We start from the raw sequence: 16,057 nt of genomic DNA on the forward strand, positions 1-16,057 counted from the left end.
ACCATGCTTAAATTCTATAATGACTACATGATCCTGATTTACATTATTATCAGCTACAAGAAAATTAACTCGTTTTGATATATTAGGAATTTTAAATTCAATAGCAACAGAAGCATCAGTGGGAATATCTCTATCCTGGATAACGTTACCCATGATGAAAGCAAGTCGGGAACGGTTCTCTCTGCATATTACACAAATCAATATTATATTTTTTTAACACTAAGATTAAAGTACGTTTACAATCTAAACTTGGCAACAAGTTATACTTGGGAAGCAAGGGGACGGTTCTCTTGCTTCATTATACTAATATGAGAGGGGATTAAGTTAATGGATAGAAAGAGTATTGCAATTGATATGGATGAGGTCCTTGCAGACACCTTTAAAAAGTTATTAAAAACGGTCAATGAAGTATGCCATCTTTCACTGACTGAAGCGGAAGTAAAAGGAAACAAAATGTGGAAGCTATTAAATGCGGAACAGGCAATCGAATTGAGAAAAGCGATTAACTCGCCAGGATTTTTCCGTGATTTAGAAGTTATTGATTCAGCAGTGCAGGCGGTTAAGGAACTTTCTGAGCACTACGATATCTATATAGCTACGGCTGCTATGGAAGTGCCGAATTCATTTCATGATAAATATGAATGGTTAATAGAGCACTTTCCATTTCTGGATGCCCGGTATTTTATTTTTTGTGGGGACAAGAAAGTGGTCCATGCAGATTATCTGATTGATGATACAGTTAGTCAGTTAGATGCGTTTACAGGCAAAGGTATTCTATTTAAAGCAAATCATAATGAAAACATGGAAACCAACCATATGCAAGTGGATAATTGGCAGGAAGTTTTAGAACTATTTACTAGTCTTCAAGTGGTATAGGGGTGCCTGTCATCCCTGTATTCACAGCTAGATATAGAGAGAGTGTACTAGGTGTATAGTGAGATTTTTTTCTGTTTGCTAAGTAAAAAGATATAGTTATTTTGTATGTGTATTTTTCACACAAAATTAGCTATCTTTTAATACTCTATTCACATCAATCCTTTATCCTAATATTGTAGATCATGTTAAAGGAGGAAGAATAATGTCAGAAAAAAAGAGATTAAAAACATTTTCAGCAATTTCAATGATTACCTTATTACTAACAACGTTACTGCCTATACAAATGATTGATGCTTCACCAAAAAAGTCTACTCAAACAAGTGAGACTGGACAGGTTCTTGCACATTGGAAGCTTTCAAAGGATTATGTGCAGTCAGGAACAATTGAAACTGGGGACCTTGTCATAGAAGATGCGAGTGGCAATGAGAATAATCTAATCCTTGAAACAGTTGGGGATACATCTTCAGAGGAAACAAAAAATATGGTGAAATGGTCCGAGGATGATTATGCCAATGACGATGCTGTTCAAAGTATAGAGTTTGGAAACTATAAACAAGCACCAGTTGGGCGTTATTTCAGAACTGCAGATGAGGCGCCTATTAATTCGGAAAAATTTGAAGATGGATTTACAATCGAGGTCATTATGAAAATGCCTGAGAATTTTGCACCTGATAAACACTCATGGATGGGAATACTGACACGGCAGGGCCAAGGTGCAGATCTGAATAAAACAGAGGGTGAAAAAGAAGTACTTTCTACACTATCTGTTTCAAATCTTAAAGAATTGCAATGGACAAGCCATCCAACCAATTTAACCTATAATCAGACGAATTGGTCGTTTGCACTCGATAGTAAGGAAGATTGGTATCATGTGGCAATTGTGAACGACGGAAGCCAATCAAAGTTATTTGTTAATGGAGTGATGGATTTCCGTAATACGGAGGAAGTAATGATTGGCATGGACGCAGTTGAGGGTAAAGGCTGGAATGTTGGGGCCTCAGAATGGGCAAATGAGTTGGATACGTTATTTGCCGGGAAAATTCAAGAAATTAGAATGACAGATGGTGCACTTGATCAGGATCATTGGTTAGTGGATAATCCCGAGGATGGACATGTTGAATATGGAACAAATGAAAAGATTCCATTATTAACGGACAAAGATAATTATAATTTCGTTTTTGTTCCGGACCCACAAAAAACAGTTCGTTACAAGCCTGAAATTTTTTATGAACAGATGAAGTGGATTGCAAACAGTGCAAATCGTGAAAATATCTCCATGACTGCCTTTGTAGGTGATATGGTAGATCGAAGCAACGTATCTGAGGAATGGATTGCATCCGATACAGGGGTAAGCTTGCTTGACAATCACCGTGTCCCATACATGGTTACAGCGGGTAACCATGACTATGGTTCCGAGGACCCGTATCTAGATTACTATGGGGAAAGCCGCTTTTTGGAAAACGATTATTTTAAAGGAAGTTCTCCGTCTGGATATAGCTCCTATGGTATTGTTCCAGCAGGTGATTATAATTACTTATTTCTAATGGTTGATATGAAGCACGTTCAAGAAGATATCGCTTGGGCAGAACAAGTGTTAAATAGTCATTCCAATCTTCCTACTATATTGGTGTCTCACGAAATCCTTGCAGTTTCGGGAGACGGAATCTATACAGCGGATACGACACGTGGAAATCTGATTTGGGATGAACTAATCAATGAGCATAACCAAGTATTTATGACAGTAAGCGGACACCACCATGGAGCACTTCACCGTGTGAAGGAAAATGCAGAAGGAAATGAAGTCATTCAATTACTTGTAGACTATCAATCCAGCATTGCAGGAGGTAACGGCTGGTTACGTTTCGCTGAGTTTGATGAGCAATTGAACAAAATTAACTTTAAAACCTTTTCTCCATGGGTAGAGAAACTACCAAAACCAAAGCGTACGTATTTTGACGTAAGCTATTTAACGTCTGACAATGACCAGTTTGAAATTGATTTTAACTTTGAAGAACGATTTGATTTTGTAACAGCCCCGGTTCAGTAGGATAGGTGCCTGTTACTTCCCGAATTTTGTAAGATTATGACGAATAGCTCTACTAAAAACAAGCATTGCTAACCTAGTAATGCTTGTTTTTTAGTTGAGTTTTGTTCTCAGAAGGCAACTAGTTAGATAAATGGATTCATACCGTTCTTGGATCATGGGGACAGGAACTCCGGGCCATCGTAACACTTAATGCGCCCGTGTTCTGAAAAATACCATTATTATAGTTTTATAAAAACGTAATCTCAATCTTCTTCAGTCTTTCAGAATTACAAAATCAAAATGGCCCAGGTTTCCTGTCCCCATGGACCATACCCATGGACCATAGCTTCGGCTTTAACCCATAAAATGAAAATAAAACCACTTTTACTTGAATTTTATAACCTCTATCATTTGCTTTTTTTTAGCCCTTAATCCTCTTACCTATACAAAGTTAAATCGATTTACATATCGTATAATAAGGAGGTGAAATTTATGGAGAAATTTATCGCTAAGTTAAGAGGGATAAACGAAGTACCTCCAGTAAAGACAGATGCATTTGGAGTTACTAAATTTCTAGCTGATAAGGATTATTCAAAAATTGAATTTGAGCTAGAAGTCAACAATATTAGAAATTTCATTCAAGCGCATATTCACTTTGGTGCCCGCGGTGAAAATGGACCTGTTCTCGCTTTTCTTTTTGGAGCTGACCTAGCAACTTTAGAAGATCAAAATGGGATAACCACTCGCCGAGGAGTAGTTACGGGAGTTATTAAAGATAAGGACATCGTCCCTAATGACGAAGGTGTAAGAAATGTCAATGACTTACTAATACTGATGCGAAAAGGATTGACGTATGTTAATGCTCATACCGAACAAAATCCTGGTGGGGAAATTAGAGGGCAAATTATTCCCATTCACAAAAGATACTAAGTGTCTATTGTGCCTGTTCCCTACCTCTTAATGGGTGAAAGACAGGCGCAGGATTTGCTATATTTTAATAGTTTTTGATTTTCCACAATAGGGCGCTATTTTTTAGATGAAAGCCTAATTCCTCGTTAAAAATAAGGAGGGATTAGGCATTTTATATTTATACTTTCTTAACGTTTCCCCTTGGTAACCAGTGGCAATAAATGGTAAATATTTTGACAATCGTTGGTGAAAATAATGGCGTGAGGACGGTGGGGACAGGTGCCTTGACCCAATTAGTTTTTAGTTTAAATTATGGGACGATGAACCTGACCCCGTGGACAGTGACCCCGTGGACCGGAATTTTACTTAAGTCTATTCATTATTTGCATATATTTTTCAGCTACTAGCCAAACTAACAAAAACGGAGCAGGAGGTACATAAATGGCTTTTAATGTGACACAAAAACTCATTCTAGATCATCTTGTTTCTGGGAACATGGTTGTAGGTGAGGAAATTGGAATCAAGATTGACCAAACTTTGACTCAAGACGCAACTGGAACGATGGTGATGTTAGAGCTAGAGGCAATGGGTTTAGACCAGGCGAAAACAGAGGCTTCGGCCCAATATGTCGATCATAACCTGATCCAGGTCGACAGTAAGAACCCTGATGATCACTTGTTTTTACAAAGTGCTTCACGCAGATTTGGCTTATACTACAGTCGACCTGGGAACGGAGTCAGCCATCCTGTTCATATGCAGCGTTTAGCTAAGCCTGGGAAAACACTACTAGGATCGGACAGCCATACATGTGCTAATGGTTGTATGGGCATGTTGGCAATGGGGGCAGGTGGCATTGATGTTGCGATGGCAATTGCCGGTGAACCGTTTTATGTTAAAATGCCAAAGGTTTGGGGAGTTAAATTAATCGGGAAACTACCAGACTGGGTAAGTGCTAAAGATGTTATTTTTGAATTGCTGCGTCGTTATGATGTAAAAGGCGGTGTTGGTCGGGTTATCGAATATTATGGACCTGGCTTAAAAAACCTTAGTGCGATGGATCGTCATGTGATTGCCAACATGGGTGCAGAGCTTGGAGCAACAGGAACCGTTTTTCCAGCTGATAAAGAGATTCATCGGTATTTAAAAGAGCAAGACCGTGAAGATGATTGGATTGAGTTAGAAGCTGACAAAGATGCAACTTATGATATTCATGATGAGATCAATCTTTCCGAACTTGAACCGCTTGTGGCTATGCCCTCCAGTCCAGGAAATGTCGTTTCAGTAACAGAAATTGCTGGGGAACCTATTTATCAATCATATATTGGGTCATCGGCTAATCCTAGTTTCCGCGATTTAGCTATTGCAGCGGAAATTGTAGATGGGCTCCAGGTGGCCAATGGCGTTTCCTTTGATATTAATCCAACATCCCGACAAATGTTAACAGATCTAGTGCAGGAAGGACATATCGCCAAGTTGATTCAAGCAGGTGCGCGTCTTCACCAGGCTGGTTGTAATGGCTGTATCGGTATGGGGCAAGCTCCCGCAACAGGGCGAAACAGTCTGCGTACAACACCAAGAAATTTTCCAGGCCGTTCTGGTACAAAGGAAGATAGTGTATTTTTAAGCAGTCCCGAAACAGCAGCCGCTTCCGCGTTAAAAGGAGTCATTACCGATCCACGCACACTTGGAATTAATTATCCTAAGGTGAAGACACCAAAAAAGCCAACAATTGACAAAAAACTGTTAGATGAGCCGCTGTCACCTGAAGAGGCTCGAAAGGTTGAAATACAGAAAGGACCTAATATTGCATCAATCCCGGAAATGGATCATCTTCCAGACAATCTGGAACTTCCCATATTATTAAAAATGGGTGACAATATTTCAACTGACGAAATATTGGCTGGTGGTGCTCGCGTGCTTCCATATCGGAGCAATTTACCAGAAATCAGTAAATTTACATTTGAGATTATCGATGAGACGTATTATCAACGAGGGAAGGATAGTGTAAACCATGGGGGACATGCGGTTGTAGGAGGTTTTAACTATGGTCAAGGATCAAGCAGAGAACACGCCGCACTTGCACCAAGATACCTAGGCTTACGCGTCGCACTAGTTAAAGACTTTGCCCGAATTCACTTGCAAAACCTTGTGAACTTCGGAATTTTACCAGTCACCTTTGTCAATGAGGCAGACTATGACAAATTGGAACAGGGCGATATCCTTGAGCTCAACAACATACGAAGTAAAATTGAACAGAGCAATGAATTAACTATTACCGTAAAGGGTAAAGGTCACCAAATTAATGTGGTCCATAACCTATCTGAGAGACAAAAAGACATCATTTTAATGGGTGGTTTAATTAATTGGGTGAAAAATCGTCAGAATAACTTAGCATAACAAACATTTTAATACGAGGTGAGATAATATGATTGAAAGAAACAATAGATGCAAAGCCTGTGAAGGAACAGGTATGCTAGCAGATGACGAAGGCTGGCAATATAAATGTAGTGTTTGTGGGGGAGATGGTGATTTCTTTCCTGGTGATAATCCAGAACCTACCAATCGGATTAATGTTGACGAAAATAATCGATTGTTAGATTAGAGGGACCGTGGGAGGGAACCGCGGGGACAGGAACCCCGGGCCATCATAAAACTTAATGCGCTCGTGTGATCACGCTTTTGGATATTCCCGTTACTCTAGCAATTTGTCTATGAGATACTCCTTGTAAAGTTTTTAGTTTAACAAGAATTTCATTTCGCTCGTTCCTTTCCATTTGTTGCAACAGGCTACTGTTTGGAACTCCTAACGCAACTAGATAACTTCTAATTTCGTTATCAGGCAATCTTACGTTTATATAATCATCCAAACATTTATCATCATTTGATTGCTGCATATATTCGGTGAATAGCTGGATGGCTATCGGTCTGTTCGGGGAAAATAATTCAAGACCAAAGTCAATATCTATGAAGCGGGGTTTGGTGATATACTCATGTACACTCGTCCATCTACAGTCTAAAACATGAGTTGCTAATCCTGCTTTCACAGGATTTTGGTGGATATAGCGAAGAACGGTTATAAAGTAGGGAATCGTTTCCACATTTTCACTTTTAAATCTTTCTTGGCAAGTAAGAAAGTATAAACTTTCTTACTTGCATAAGTGCAACTAAGGCATTCGCCGAAAAGGCTCGGCGGATGCCAAGTTTTCTAAAAATAAATGACCACAACGTTCATATTTATTGTTATACCAATAAACATAACTTGCGCTGATTTTTTGAATAAACGTTGAAACAGTCTCTTCCTTCTCTTTTATTAATAAGTGAATATGATTGTCCATCAAACAATAACTGTATACCAAGAATTTATCTTTCTCTTTAAATCGCTCTATCGTCTTCAATAGTCTGGACTTATCTTCATCGTCCTCAAATATCGTTTGTCGATTAACTCCTCTTAACATAATGTGATAGATTCCACTATAACTTTTCTTTCTCGGTTTTCTAGCCATATGAATCACCTCTTCATCGATTTTAACTGATATACATTTATACATTCTCCCTCTGGCTTTTTCTCTTTAATTAAATTCAATTCACAATCCATCAACCATTCGCATTTCACCAATAATATAAAAGAGATTTCAAAATAAATCAAGAACATATATTCCTATAGAAATGTAGTTTTCAATTTACTTTATTCTGTAAAATGGTAATACAACCCCATTATTCATATTTATAATTAAATAACGATCCTTACAAAGCTGAAAAATACCATTTTTATAGTATTATAAAAAATTTAATATCAAACTTCTTCAGTCTTTCAGAATTACAAAATAAAAATGGCCCAGGTTTCCTGTCCCCCTGGACCAAACAACAATAATATACTCATAATCAATAACTTTTTATTGTAAAACGATAAAAACTTTGTTAAAATCAATTTATAATGAATAAATGAGGTGGATTTTCTATGAAACAAGTTTCAACATTATTTTTAAAAATAGCTGTTATCTTTATTGGTATTCCGATTCTTGCTCTATGTATATTTTTATTACCACAGATAGCGAATGAAGCGATTGCCCAAGCATCAAATGGCGCTCAGTTAGGTTATATCGTACTTGGTATTTTAATTGTTATGTATATAGCGACGATACCGTTTTATTTTGCATTGTATCAAACGTTAAAACTATTAAGTTATATTGACAAGAACCAAGCTTTCTCTCAAGTTTCTGTAAAATCACTAAAGAAAATTAAGAACTGTGCTATCACAATTAGTGGCTTGTATGTTGTAGTCCTACCAATGTTCTATATTGTAGCGGAGTGGGATGACGCACCGGGTCTCCTTTTAATTGGAATGGTCATTATTGGCGCTTCCATGATAATTGCAGTCTTTGCTGCCGTTCTCCAAAGACTTTTACAAAAAGCGATTCATATAAAATTAGAAAATGATTTAACGGTCTGAGGTGAAAACAATGGCGATTATAATAAATATTGATGTGATGTTGGCGAAAAGGAAAATGAGTGTTACGGAATTATCAGAGAAAGTGGGAATCACGATGTCCAATCTTTCTATATTGAAAAATGGAAAGGCAAAAGCAATTAGACTTTCAACTTTAGATGCAGTTTGCGGGGCACTAGATTGCCAACCGGGAGATATTTTAGAATACAAACGTGACGAAGAAACTTAAGGTTAATAGAAGAGATAGATTAGTCACTCATTTTCAATGAATCAAAATTCATAAAAGGGGAGTTACTTTTGAAAGATCTAACCATACGAAACGTTTCTCGGAAAAAAACGTTTCAGACGAAAATGATAAGAGCAATGAAACAACTTGTTCATTTTGGTTGGGAGCAGGCCTTGTCTTGTTTGTTTTCTGTTTTTATATTTGCCTCTTTGGCAATTACGCAAATAATACCTCTTCCATTCCTCCCACGGTATGACTGGTTACTCATTCTATTCCTTCTCATGCAGTGGTGGATGGTGCGTTCAGGGCTTGAAACGCGGGATGAACTCAAGGTTATCACATTGTTCCATCTCATTGGATTAGCTCTTGAGATTTTTAAAGTACATATGGGATCCTGGTCTTATCCGGAGGAAGGATATTTCAAAATCTTTGAAGTCCCTTTGTATAGTGGATTCATGTACGCAAGTGTAGCAAGTTTTCTTTGCCAAGCGTGGAGGAGATTAAAGGTTCATCTAGTTAAGTGGCCACCATTCTTAGTGGTGGTACCGTTGGCAGCTGCGATTTATTTCAATTTTTTCACCCACCATTTTTGGATGGATGTTCGTTGGGGCTTAGCTGCATTTGTTATGATTGTCTTTTGGAAATCATGGGTTGCATATGAGGTGAATGGAACGCGTTATCGTATGCCAGTCGTACTTTCTTTCATACTCATTGGGTTTTTTATATGGATAGCCGAAAATATTGCTACATTATTTGGTGCTTGGGAATATCCAAACCAAACGGATGCATGGAGTCTCGTTCATCTAGGAAAGGTGAGTTCATGGGTTTTATTAGTAATTGTTAGCTTCCTTATCGTAGCGACTTTAAAGCAGGTAAAGGAAGGGAAATTTTCACGAGGATAGAGCTAAGAATTTAGTGCCAGTCCTCCATCGCCTTAATACTGTGAAGCGGTGGGGGACTGGTACCAATTTTTCGTTTTGAGAATAATTCTGACAAGAGTCTAAATTTAATATATAGTTAAATTAGGTATTCGAATGAGTTATGATGCATAATGCGGAAACGAAAGGGGTTAGATAAATGAGTAGAATTATTTTAACAACCGAGAGTGGAGCAGATTTAACACTTGAAGTGGCTGAGAAACATGCGGTTCAAGTGGTGCCGATGCACGTTATTATGGATGGAAAAGACTATTTAGACGGTTCGTTGCCGGTAGAAGAAATATATGAATTCCATGAGCGAACGAAAAAAAATCCTTCTACAACCGCAACGAATGTCCATGAATATGAGCAGTTCTTCAAGAAGATAAAAACGAACAATCCGGGTTGTGTCATTATACATATTGGATATACTTCGAAGGCATCTTCTTCTTTTCAAAATGCAATGATTGCAACGGAAGAGTTGAATGATATTTACCTCATTGATGCGTTAAACGTAACAGGAGGATTAGCTGCAATTGTGATGTATGCAGTAGACTTATTGGAGAGAGAACCTACGATTGAACCTGAAAACTTAGTAGAAAAAATTGAATCCATTGTTCCGAAATCGAAGCTAGCTTTTGTTCCAGGTAGTTTAGAATTCTTAAAAGCGGGTGGAAGGGTCAGTAATCTTGCTTATCTAGGAGGTGCACTGTTAAAAATTAAGCCTCGTATTGAATTAATAGATGGAAAACTTGTTTCTACCAAAAAATACCGTGGGAAAATGAGCATGGTTTCAGAAAAACTAATACATGAGTATTTAAATCAATACGATATAAATAAAGAATATATTTATTTAATATACTCCATCGGTCTTGATGAAAGTATTAAGGAGAGAATGACCAAAATCGCAAAAGAACATGGATTTGAAAATATCAAATGGATGCAAGCTGGTGCGATGATCTCTACCCACGCTGGTCCAGGTGGATTCGGAATTGCTGGATTGGAAAGATGAGGACCATGGGGACAGGAACCCTGGGCCAGCTCTAATATGGCAAATAACCAAAATATCCAAGATCTAACGAACCCATTTCAAGAAGGAACCGATAACTCACAACAACAAATGGGAACGAATAACCAAAATAATCAATTATAAGTTATGATAGATCATATAACAAAAACGCTAAACATCTTGGTAGACAAGAGGTTCAGCGTTTTTTACTACGGACTCCGATTGGGCTTCGTACCAACGACCACATGCCTGTCAAGGTGGATAGATTGAGGATTATACTAGCGGAAAAAATGTTGTAGAATAGATTCTAATTTTTACAATGTAGGATTTAAATTGACTAAATAAAGCCCAGTGGCATTTACCTCGAGTTTCCATGTAAGTCTCAAACAATCAGGATTAGATAACCGTCCCGCCATCAATACTTAAAATTGCACCCGTAATATATTGAGCTTCATCTGAGGCCAGAAATGTATAACCATTGGCTATGTCCTCAGGTTTCCCCATTCGATTTAATACCGATTTACTCTTCATCATTTCTTTCGCTTTGTCAGGCATTTTCTCTACCATTGGAGTGGAAATAAACCCGGGAGCAATTGCATTTACACGAATGTTATACTTTCCTAATTCTTTTGCCCATGACTTAGTCATCCCGTTTACACCCCATTTAGATGCAGCGTAATTTGTTTGGCCAAAATTGCCATAGATGCCAACAATGGAAGAGGCATTTAAAATCACACCACTTTTTTGTTCAATCATGACCTTGGCAGCAGCCTGTGCAACATTAAATACGCCCTTTAAGTTTACATCAATAACACTGTCCCATTGCTGTTCTGTCATTTTTACTAACTTTGCATCATTTGTAATTCCTGCATTATTGATAACGATATCGATTCGACCATATTGAGCAACCGCTGTATTAAATAATTGTTCTACTTTTTCTCGATCTGTCACATCAGCTTCAATTCCAATGCACTCACCGCCGAGCTTCTTTATCTCTGCTAACTTCTGGTCAATATCCGTCTTTTTCAAGTCCACTAAAACAAGTTTTGCACCTTCCAAGGCGAATTTCTTTGCAGTCGCTTCCCCTATCCCGCTAGCTGCACCTGTAACAATCGCGACTTTTCCTTTTAATCTCATTTTCATTTCCCCTTTACTAATAAGTTATTTACCCAGATAAAAAGTAACATATGATCCATTATCAACCTCAACCACTTATAAAAACAACGGCTGTATTCGTAAAGATGTTGCTTTTGAGAGAATAGAATATAATGCGACGTAATATACCGCTACGGAAATGTGATGTCCAATAATGGAACGATAGTGATCACTTTATTGGTTAAAACATGAATCCCCACTATTATGGCAGTTGATTGGAGCGGAGGACCGTTGACACAACAGGAATAGCGCGTGTCCGAAGACCTCGCAGAGTGGTTTTCTCGAGGAGGCTGAGGCCGTGCCCGCTAAAAAGCAACGAAAATAGCCAAAACAAAAAAATGAACAAGAATATAGGTACTTCTTCATAGTGGAAAACGTTTACAAAATTTATCAATACTAAAAAGTTTCGGTCTAGAAAGATATTATAAAAAAGTGAAAAGAAAGAAAAACCCAAAAACAATGAAAGATTTCTTCTTCTGCTCTTGAGTCCTTCCCTATTCATTCATCTAGTTATTTTGCAATGCCTGGTTTGAAATCAAAAAATTGAAACATACTCTTTTGTGTTTGTTTCATTTGTTCAAATACACCATCAAATGCTTTCGTCGTTTCATCACGTATTTTTTGGTTTTGTTCCACCGTTTTGACAAATGTGCCTTCAAATTGAGCAGTTGATTTTGATAGAATTTCAAGAGAAGTCTTTCCAGGAAGAAAAGCAATTGTTTGCGACTTATGTCCAATTTCTTCAACCTTATTTAACCATTCTTGGTAATCTTGCCCACTAAGTTCCTGATTATTACTGTTTTCAAATAAACTTTGAGCACTGGTTTTCCACTCCGTTGTCAGTTTTTTTGAATTCTCTTCAAGCTGACATAATTGTTCACGTGTTCCGTCAATCCATTCTTTTTGACTTTCAATGCCCTGAATGGATTGTTGTTCCATTTTTTCAAAAGAGGTAAATTGGTTCCACCAATCGTTTAAAAAAAAGTCCATTACATTTCCATTTGTAGTCTTGTTACTTTCCTTCTTTGCCACCATCTAAAACCCTCCATAGAATAAATTTATTTTTACCTCAGCCTAATTCTGACCTTGGTATTATCAACAACATAAACAATGTCAAAACATTGATTATGTTACTAAAATTGTTTTGGTGACTGGTCTTTGAAGTTTCCTCTATTCATCTTTCTTATCAACTTTCTTCGATGTGCTTCTGGGTGGGTTGAAAAAATTACTGTAGATGCTAAAGAATTGATCAAGCATCTTCTGATATTGCCCTAGTGAATTTGCCCAGAGGTCTAAGTATTTTTCACCCTCTGAGGTAATGGAATAAATTCGTTTTGCAGGTCCTGATGATGTCGTATCCCATTCAGAAATGACTAACTCATCCTTTTCAAGTTGTCGGAGGATACGATAGAAGTTTCCATGATCTACAGACTGAAATCCAAATAGGGTGAGTTTTTGCATTAATTCATATCCATGTGCATTCCAATCCTTTAAATGCAACAAAAGCACTGGAATAATAAGATTTTTTGGTGCACTGGTTCCATGCTCTTTTTTCGTTTTATCTTTGCCATTACGACTGGTGGTCATACTATCACCTTCTAAATTCAATTAATAGTCTATATATGTAATTTACACCTATAGGTAAATAAAGTCAACTTTTATTCATCGACATAAATCATCAAAAAATTAGCATTTCCTTTTAAAAAATACGCTATAATTATCTGATTTTGTTGAAAATTGTAGTTAATTTACGAACTTCTTTTTACCAAAACCAGCCCAATTTGCTTTACCATGTATGTATACAGTTATAAAAAATAATGTTAGGAGTTAGGCTGATGACAAACCAGAGTATGTTAGACCCATTTTCTTTATGGAAAAGTATGTATGAACAAACAGAATCAAATTTGAGTGAAGTGATTAATGAAACACTAAAAAAGGAGGAATATGCTGAATTGTTGGGACAAGTACAAAACGGGTTCCTTCAATATCAACAATTGATTCAAAGTACAACTGATAGTTATTTAAAGCAAATCAATGTGCCTACACGTGAAGAAATTTCAAGTGTCGCATCACTTATTATTAATTTAGAGGAAAAAGTAGAGAGTCTTGATGAAAAAATTGATGACAAACTATTGAATGAGACAGTATCTTCAGAAATAAATAAATTAAAAACTAGTATCTCTAGGTTAGATAAGAAGATGAATCAAGTCATAGAGGCCTTGGCAAATGATAATAATCCATCTTCTACAACTACTACTTCAAAGGATAATTAATCATCTTCTGTTGAAAGTCCTACTTAACTACTAAAATATTCTGAAATTAAGAAAACCGGAGGGAATTATAATGTCAATTATTTTAAATGAATCGGCTCAAAAAAAGAGCGACACTTCAAGCTTAGTAGGAAAAGTAGCAATTATAACAGGGGGTTCTCGTGGTATTGGCTCAACTATTGCTAAAGAAATGGCAAAAAGGGGTGCTGAGGTTGTGGTTAACTACAATTCCAGCAAAGAGGCTGCGGATGAAGTAATTTATGAAATTGAAGAATTTGGTGGAACGGCAATTTCTATTCAAGCGGACGTATCTAACTATGAAGAGTCCCTTTCCTTGGTGGAAAAAACACAAGAATACTTTGGTAAAGTAGACATACTTATTAATAATGCTGGAATTACAAGAGATCGTACCTTTCGAAAGCTTAGCGAAAAAGAATGGACCGAGGTCATTGATGTAAACTTAAATAGTATTTATCATACAACTTCAGCAGCAATCAATCTGATGATTGAACAAGAATACGGTCGTATTATCAATATTAGTTCGATAATCGGTCAAGCTGGTGGATTTGGACAAACGAATTACTCTGCCTCTAAAGCTGGAATGATTGGTTTCACAAAATCTCTTGCTTTAGAAACAGCAAGAAACGGAGTAACAGTAAATGCGGTTTGCCCTGGATATGTTGCAACTGAAATGGTTCAGCAAATACCAGAAAAGGCAAAAGAAAAAATCATTTCTAAAATTCCGATGCAACGCTTAGGAACAACATCTGAAATTGCCGATGCTGTGCTTTTTTTACTTAATAACAGTTATATTACAGGCCAATGTATTAATATAAATGGTGGAGCATACATGTAACTAAAGGTGGATTATGAGGAGGATGGTTAATGGATTTTACTAGTACCAAGACTATGGAAACATTCATAAAATCAATGCCTGAGGACTATCAAAAAGAACATAAACGTTTTAAACGGGTAATGGATGTCCTAACGAAAGAACCGGAGCCGTTAGTAGGTCAAACACCGAAAGAAGTTATCTGGACAAAAAATAAGGCAAAGCTATACAGGTATCAGTCAACCAAAAAAAAGACAAACAAAGTACCGATTTTAATGATTTATGCATTAATTAATAAACCGTATATTCTAGATTTAACACCCGGAAGCAGTTTAATAGAATACTTAACAGATAAAGGCCATGATGTTTACTTATTAGATTGGGGAACCCCAGGCCATGAAGACCGACATATGAAATTAGATGACTATGTGCTAGAGTATATCCCTCGTGCAGTCAAAAAGGTGCTTCGTACGTCCGAAGCGGATGAAATCACCTTACTTGGCTATTGTATTGGTGGAACATTGACATCAATATTCATGGCACTTCATCCTAACTTGCCTATCCGTAATGCTATATTTCTGACGAGTCCGTTTGATTTTAGTGATGCAGGGTTATTTACAAATTGGGTGGACGAACGATATTTTAATTTAGATCTTATGGTCGATACTTTGGGAAACATTCCAGCGGATACCATCGACTTTGGGAATAAATTATTAAAGCCCCTCGCCAATTATGTCGGCCCCTATGTTGCACTCGCCGATCGAGCAGATGATAAAGATTTTGTTGAAAACTGGAGCCTTCTGCAGAAGTGGGTAAATGACGGCGTACCATTCCCTGGGGAAGCATATAGACAATGGATCGGTGAATTTTACCAAAAAAATAAGTTAATTAACGATGAATTATATATTCGAGGGCAACAAGTTAAATTAAGCAACATTAAAGCAAACGTTTTAAACATTGCAGCAGATCGCGATCACATTGCCATTCCTAAACAGACCGAGAAATTAATGGATAAGATTACAAGTGAAGATAAAACATTTAAACTTGTATCTGCTGGCCATGTCTCCGTGACCGTGGGCAAAGGTGCTGTCAAACGCACCTACCCTTTAATCGAAGAATGGCTAACTGAACATTCGCAGTAAAAGTAAGGTTACATTAACAATCCCCTGTATGTTCTTACAGGGGATTGTTTTATCTTGTGCGCCAGGCATGGCGACTAAAAGGACCATGGGGACAGGAACCCCGGGCCAGCTCTAGAAAGCTTAATGGGCTAGTGATTCCATTTTTGTGTTGCCCAAAAATCAGCCTTATTGGTTCCATCCGCACATATAACACCACTTCTAAGCTATCAGCGTAAAAGCTACTATTGAAGAGAAAATGAAACCAGGTA

The 16,057-nt window shown here is 37.4% G+C and carries 17 protein-coding genes; 12 read left to right on the forward strand and 5 right to left on the reverse strand.

Annotated features, from left to right (window positions below):
- Positions 1-327: 327 nt before the first annotated feature.
- From ACHABU_RS16740 to ACHABU_RS16760, 5 genes are all read left to right on the forward strand, one after another.
- Positions 328-876 (forward strand): 5' nucleotidase, NT5C type, encoded by a 549-nt coding sequence (locus tag ACHABU_RS16740; protein ID WP_435766109.1) that lies wholly within the window; start codon positions 328-330, stop codon positions 874-876.
- A 202-nt stretch (positions 877-1,078) separates the two neighbouring features.
- Positions 1,079-2,923, forward strand: a complete 1,845-nt coding sequence (locus ACHABU_RS16745) for a LamG-like jellyroll fold domain-containing protein (protein ID WP_435766110.1) — start codon at positions 1,079-1,081, stop codon at positions 2,921-2,923.
- 471 nt (positions 2,924-3,394) lie between these two features.
- On the forward strand, positions 3,395-3,832 hold the full coding sequence (locus ACHABU_RS16750) for a CHRD domain-containing protein (RefSeq protein WP_435766111.1): 438 nt from the start codon (positions 3,395-3,397) through the stop codon (positions 3,830-3,832).
- Positions 3,833-4,252: 420 nt separating this feature from the next.
- Positions 4,253-6,208: an aconitate hydratase gene (locus tag ACHABU_RS16755; protein WP_435766112.1), complete on the forward strand. Its 1,956-nt coding sequence runs from the start codon at positions 4,253-4,255 to the stop codon at positions 6,206-6,208.
- 28 nt (positions 6,209-6,236) lie between these two features.
- Positions 6,237-6,413 carry a hypothetical protein gene (locus tag ACHABU_RS16760; protein ID WP_435766113.1) on the forward strand — a complete coding sequence of 59 codons (177 nt, stop codon included), beginning with the start codon at positions 6,237-6,239 and terminating at the stop codon, positions 6,411-6,413.
- Between the two features lie 52 nt (positions 6,414-6,465).
- Here ACHABU_RS16760 and ACHABU_RS16765 read toward each other — a convergent pair whose 3' ends face one another.
- Positions 6,466-6,909 (reverse strand): hypothetical protein, encoded by a 444-nt coding sequence (locus tag ACHABU_RS16765; protein WP_435766114.1) that lies wholly within the window; start codon positions 6,907-6,909, stop codon positions 6,466-6,468.
- 66 nt (positions 6,910-6,975) lie between these two features.
- Positions 6,976-7,314: a transposase gene (locus tag ACHABU_RS16770; protein ID WP_435766115.1), complete on the reverse strand. Its 339-nt coding sequence runs from the start codon at positions 7,312-7,314 to the stop codon at positions 6,976-6,978.
- A 455-nt stretch (positions 7,315-7,769) separates the two neighbouring features.
- Here ACHABU_RS16770 and ACHABU_RS16775 point away from each other — a divergent pair, with 455 nt between their 5' ends.
- From ACHABU_RS16775 to ACHABU_RS16790, 4 genes are all read left to right on the forward strand, one after another.
- Positions 7,770-8,261 carry a DUF2975 domain-containing protein gene (locus tag ACHABU_RS16775; RefSeq protein WP_435766116.1) on the forward strand — a complete coding sequence of 164 codons (492 nt, stop codon included), beginning with the start codon at positions 7,770-7,772 and terminating at the stop codon, positions 8,259-8,261.
- Positions 8,262-8,271: 10 nt separating this feature from the next.
- Positions 8,272-8,487 carry a helix-turn-helix domain-containing protein gene (locus tag ACHABU_RS16780; protein ID WP_435766117.1) on the forward strand — a complete coding sequence of 72 codons (216 nt, stop codon included), beginning with the start codon at positions 8,272-8,274 and terminating at the stop codon, positions 8,485-8,487.
- Positions 8,488-8,612: 125 nt separating this feature from the next.
- A complete protein-coding gene (locus ACHABU_RS16785; RefSeq protein ID WP_435766195.1) occupies positions 8,613-9,386 on the forward strand; it encodes a DUF817 domain-containing protein in 774 nt (257 codons plus the stop codon).
- Positions 9,387-9,561: 175 nt separating this feature from the next.
- Positions 9,562-10,413, forward strand: coding sequence for a DegV family protein (locus ACHABU_RS16790; RefSeq protein WP_435766118.1), 852 nt, complete (start codon positions 9,562-9,564; stop codon positions 10,411-10,413).
- Positions 10,414-10,806: 393 nt separating this feature from the next.
- Here the strand turns inward: ACHABU_RS16790 and fabG are convergent, their stop codons facing one another.
- The 3 genes from fabG to phaQ form a co-directional block, all read right to left on the reverse strand.
- Positions 10,807-11,547: a 3-oxoacyl-[acyl-carrier-protein] reductase gene (fabG, locus tag ACHABU_RS16795; RefSeq protein ID WP_435766119.1), complete on the reverse strand. Its 741-nt coding sequence runs from the start codon at positions 11,545-11,547 to the stop codon at positions 10,807-10,809.
- Positions 11,548-12,075: 528 nt separating this feature from the next.
- A complete protein-coding gene (locus tag ACHABU_RS16800; RefSeq protein WP_435766120.1) occupies positions 12,076-12,600 on the reverse strand; it encodes a hypothetical protein in 525 nt (174 codons plus the stop codon).
- A 135-nt stretch (positions 12,601-12,735) separates the two neighbouring features.
- Positions 12,736-13,152: a poly-beta-hydroxybutyrate-responsive repressor gene (gene phaQ, locus ACHABU_RS16805; protein WP_435766121.1), complete on the reverse strand. Its 417-nt coding sequence runs from the start codon at positions 13,150-13,152 to the stop codon at positions 12,736-12,738.
- 248 nt (positions 13,153-13,400) lie between these two features.
- Between phaQ and ACHABU_RS16810 the strand changes: the two genes are divergently transcribed.
- From ACHABU_RS16810 to phaC, 3 genes are all read left to right on the forward strand, one after another.
- Positions 13,401-13,838: a poly(R)-hydroxyalkanoic acid synthase subunit PhaE gene (locus tag ACHABU_RS16810; RefSeq protein WP_435766122.1), complete on the forward strand. Its 438-nt coding sequence runs from the start codon at positions 13,401-13,403 to the stop codon at positions 13,836-13,838.
- 70 nt (positions 13,839-13,908) lie between these two features.
- Complete coding sequence (locus ACHABU_RS16815; protein ID WP_435766123.1) at positions 13,909-14,691, forward strand: beta-ketoacyl-ACP reductase; 783 nt, start codon at positions 13,909-13,911, stop codon at positions 14,689-14,691.
- Between the two features lie 29 nt (positions 14,692-14,720).
- Positions 14,721-15,809, forward strand: a complete 1,089-nt coding sequence (gene phaC, locus ACHABU_RS16820) for a class III poly(R)-hydroxyalkanoic acid synthase subunit PhaC (protein ID WP_435766124.1) — start codon at positions 14,721-14,723, stop codon at positions 15,807-15,809.
- Positions 15,810-16,057: the final 248 nt, after the last annotated feature.

This window comes from Oceanobacillus sp. CF4.6, from assembly GCF_051262635.1.
GTDB lineage: Bacteria > Bacillota > Bacilli > Bacillales > Amphibacillaceae > Oceanobacillus.

Excerpts from the sequence above, each read along its gene's own strand:
- fabG (WP_435766119.1), bottom strand. The coding sequence starts at position 11,547 with ATGAGATTAAAAGGAAAAGTCGCGATTGTTACAGGTGCAGCTAGCGGG.
- ACHABU_RS16740 (WP_435766109.1), top strand. The coding sequence starts at position 328 with ATGGATAGAAAGAGTATTGCAATTGATATGGATGAGGTCCTTGCAGAC.
- ACHABU_RS16780 (WP_435766117.1), top strand. The coding sequence starts at position 8,272 with ATGGCGATTATAATAAATATTGATGTGATGTTGGCGAAAAGGAAAATG.
- ACHABU_RS16815 (WP_435766123.1), top strand. The coding sequence starts at position 13,909 with ATGTCAATTATTTTAAATGAATCGGCTCAAAAAAAGAGCGACACTTCA.
- ACHABU_RS16800 (WP_435766120.1), bottom strand. The coding sequence starts at position 12,600 with ATGGTGGCAAAGAAGGAAAGTAACAAGACTACAAATGGAAATGTAATG.
- ACHABU_RS16750 (WP_435766111.1), top strand. The coding sequence starts at position 3,395 with ATGGAGAAATTTATCGCTAAGTTAAGAGGGATAAACGAAGTACCTCCA.
- phaQ (WP_435766121.1), bottom strand. The coding sequence starts at position 13,152 with ATGACCACCAGTCGTAATGGCAAAGATAAAACGAAAAAAGAGCATGGA.
- ACHABU_RS16790 (WP_435766118.1), top strand. The coding sequence starts at position 9,562 with ATGAGTAGAATTATTTTAACAACCGAGAGTGGAGCAGATTTAACACTT.
- ACHABU_RS16755 (WP_435766112.1), top strand. The coding sequence starts at position 4,253 with ATGGCTTTTAATGTGACACAAAAACTCATTCTAGATCATCTTGTTTCT.
- ACHABU_RS16760 (WP_435766113.1), top strand. The coding sequence starts at position 6,237 with ATGATTGAAAGAAACAATAGATGCAAAGCCTGTGAAGGAACAGGTATG.
- phaC (WP_435766124.1), top strand. The coding sequence starts at position 14,721 with ATGGATTTTACTAGTACCAAGACTATGGAAACATTCATAAAATCAATG.
- ACHABU_RS16745 (WP_435766110.1), top strand. The coding sequence starts at position 1,079 with ATGTCAGAAAAAAAGAGATTAAAAACATTTTCAGCAATTTCAATGATT.
- ACHABU_RS16775 (WP_435766116.1), top strand. The coding sequence starts at position 7,770 with ATGAAACAAGTTTCAACATTATTTTTAAAAATAGCTGTTATCTTTATT.
- ACHABU_RS16810 (WP_435766122.1), top strand. The coding sequence starts at position 13,401 with ATGACAAACCAGAGTATGTTAGACCCATTTTCTTTATGGAAAAGTATG.
- ACHABU_RS16770 (WP_435766115.1), bottom strand. The coding sequence starts at position 7,314 with ATGGCTAGAAAACCGAGAAAGAAAAGTTATAGTGGAATCTATCACATT.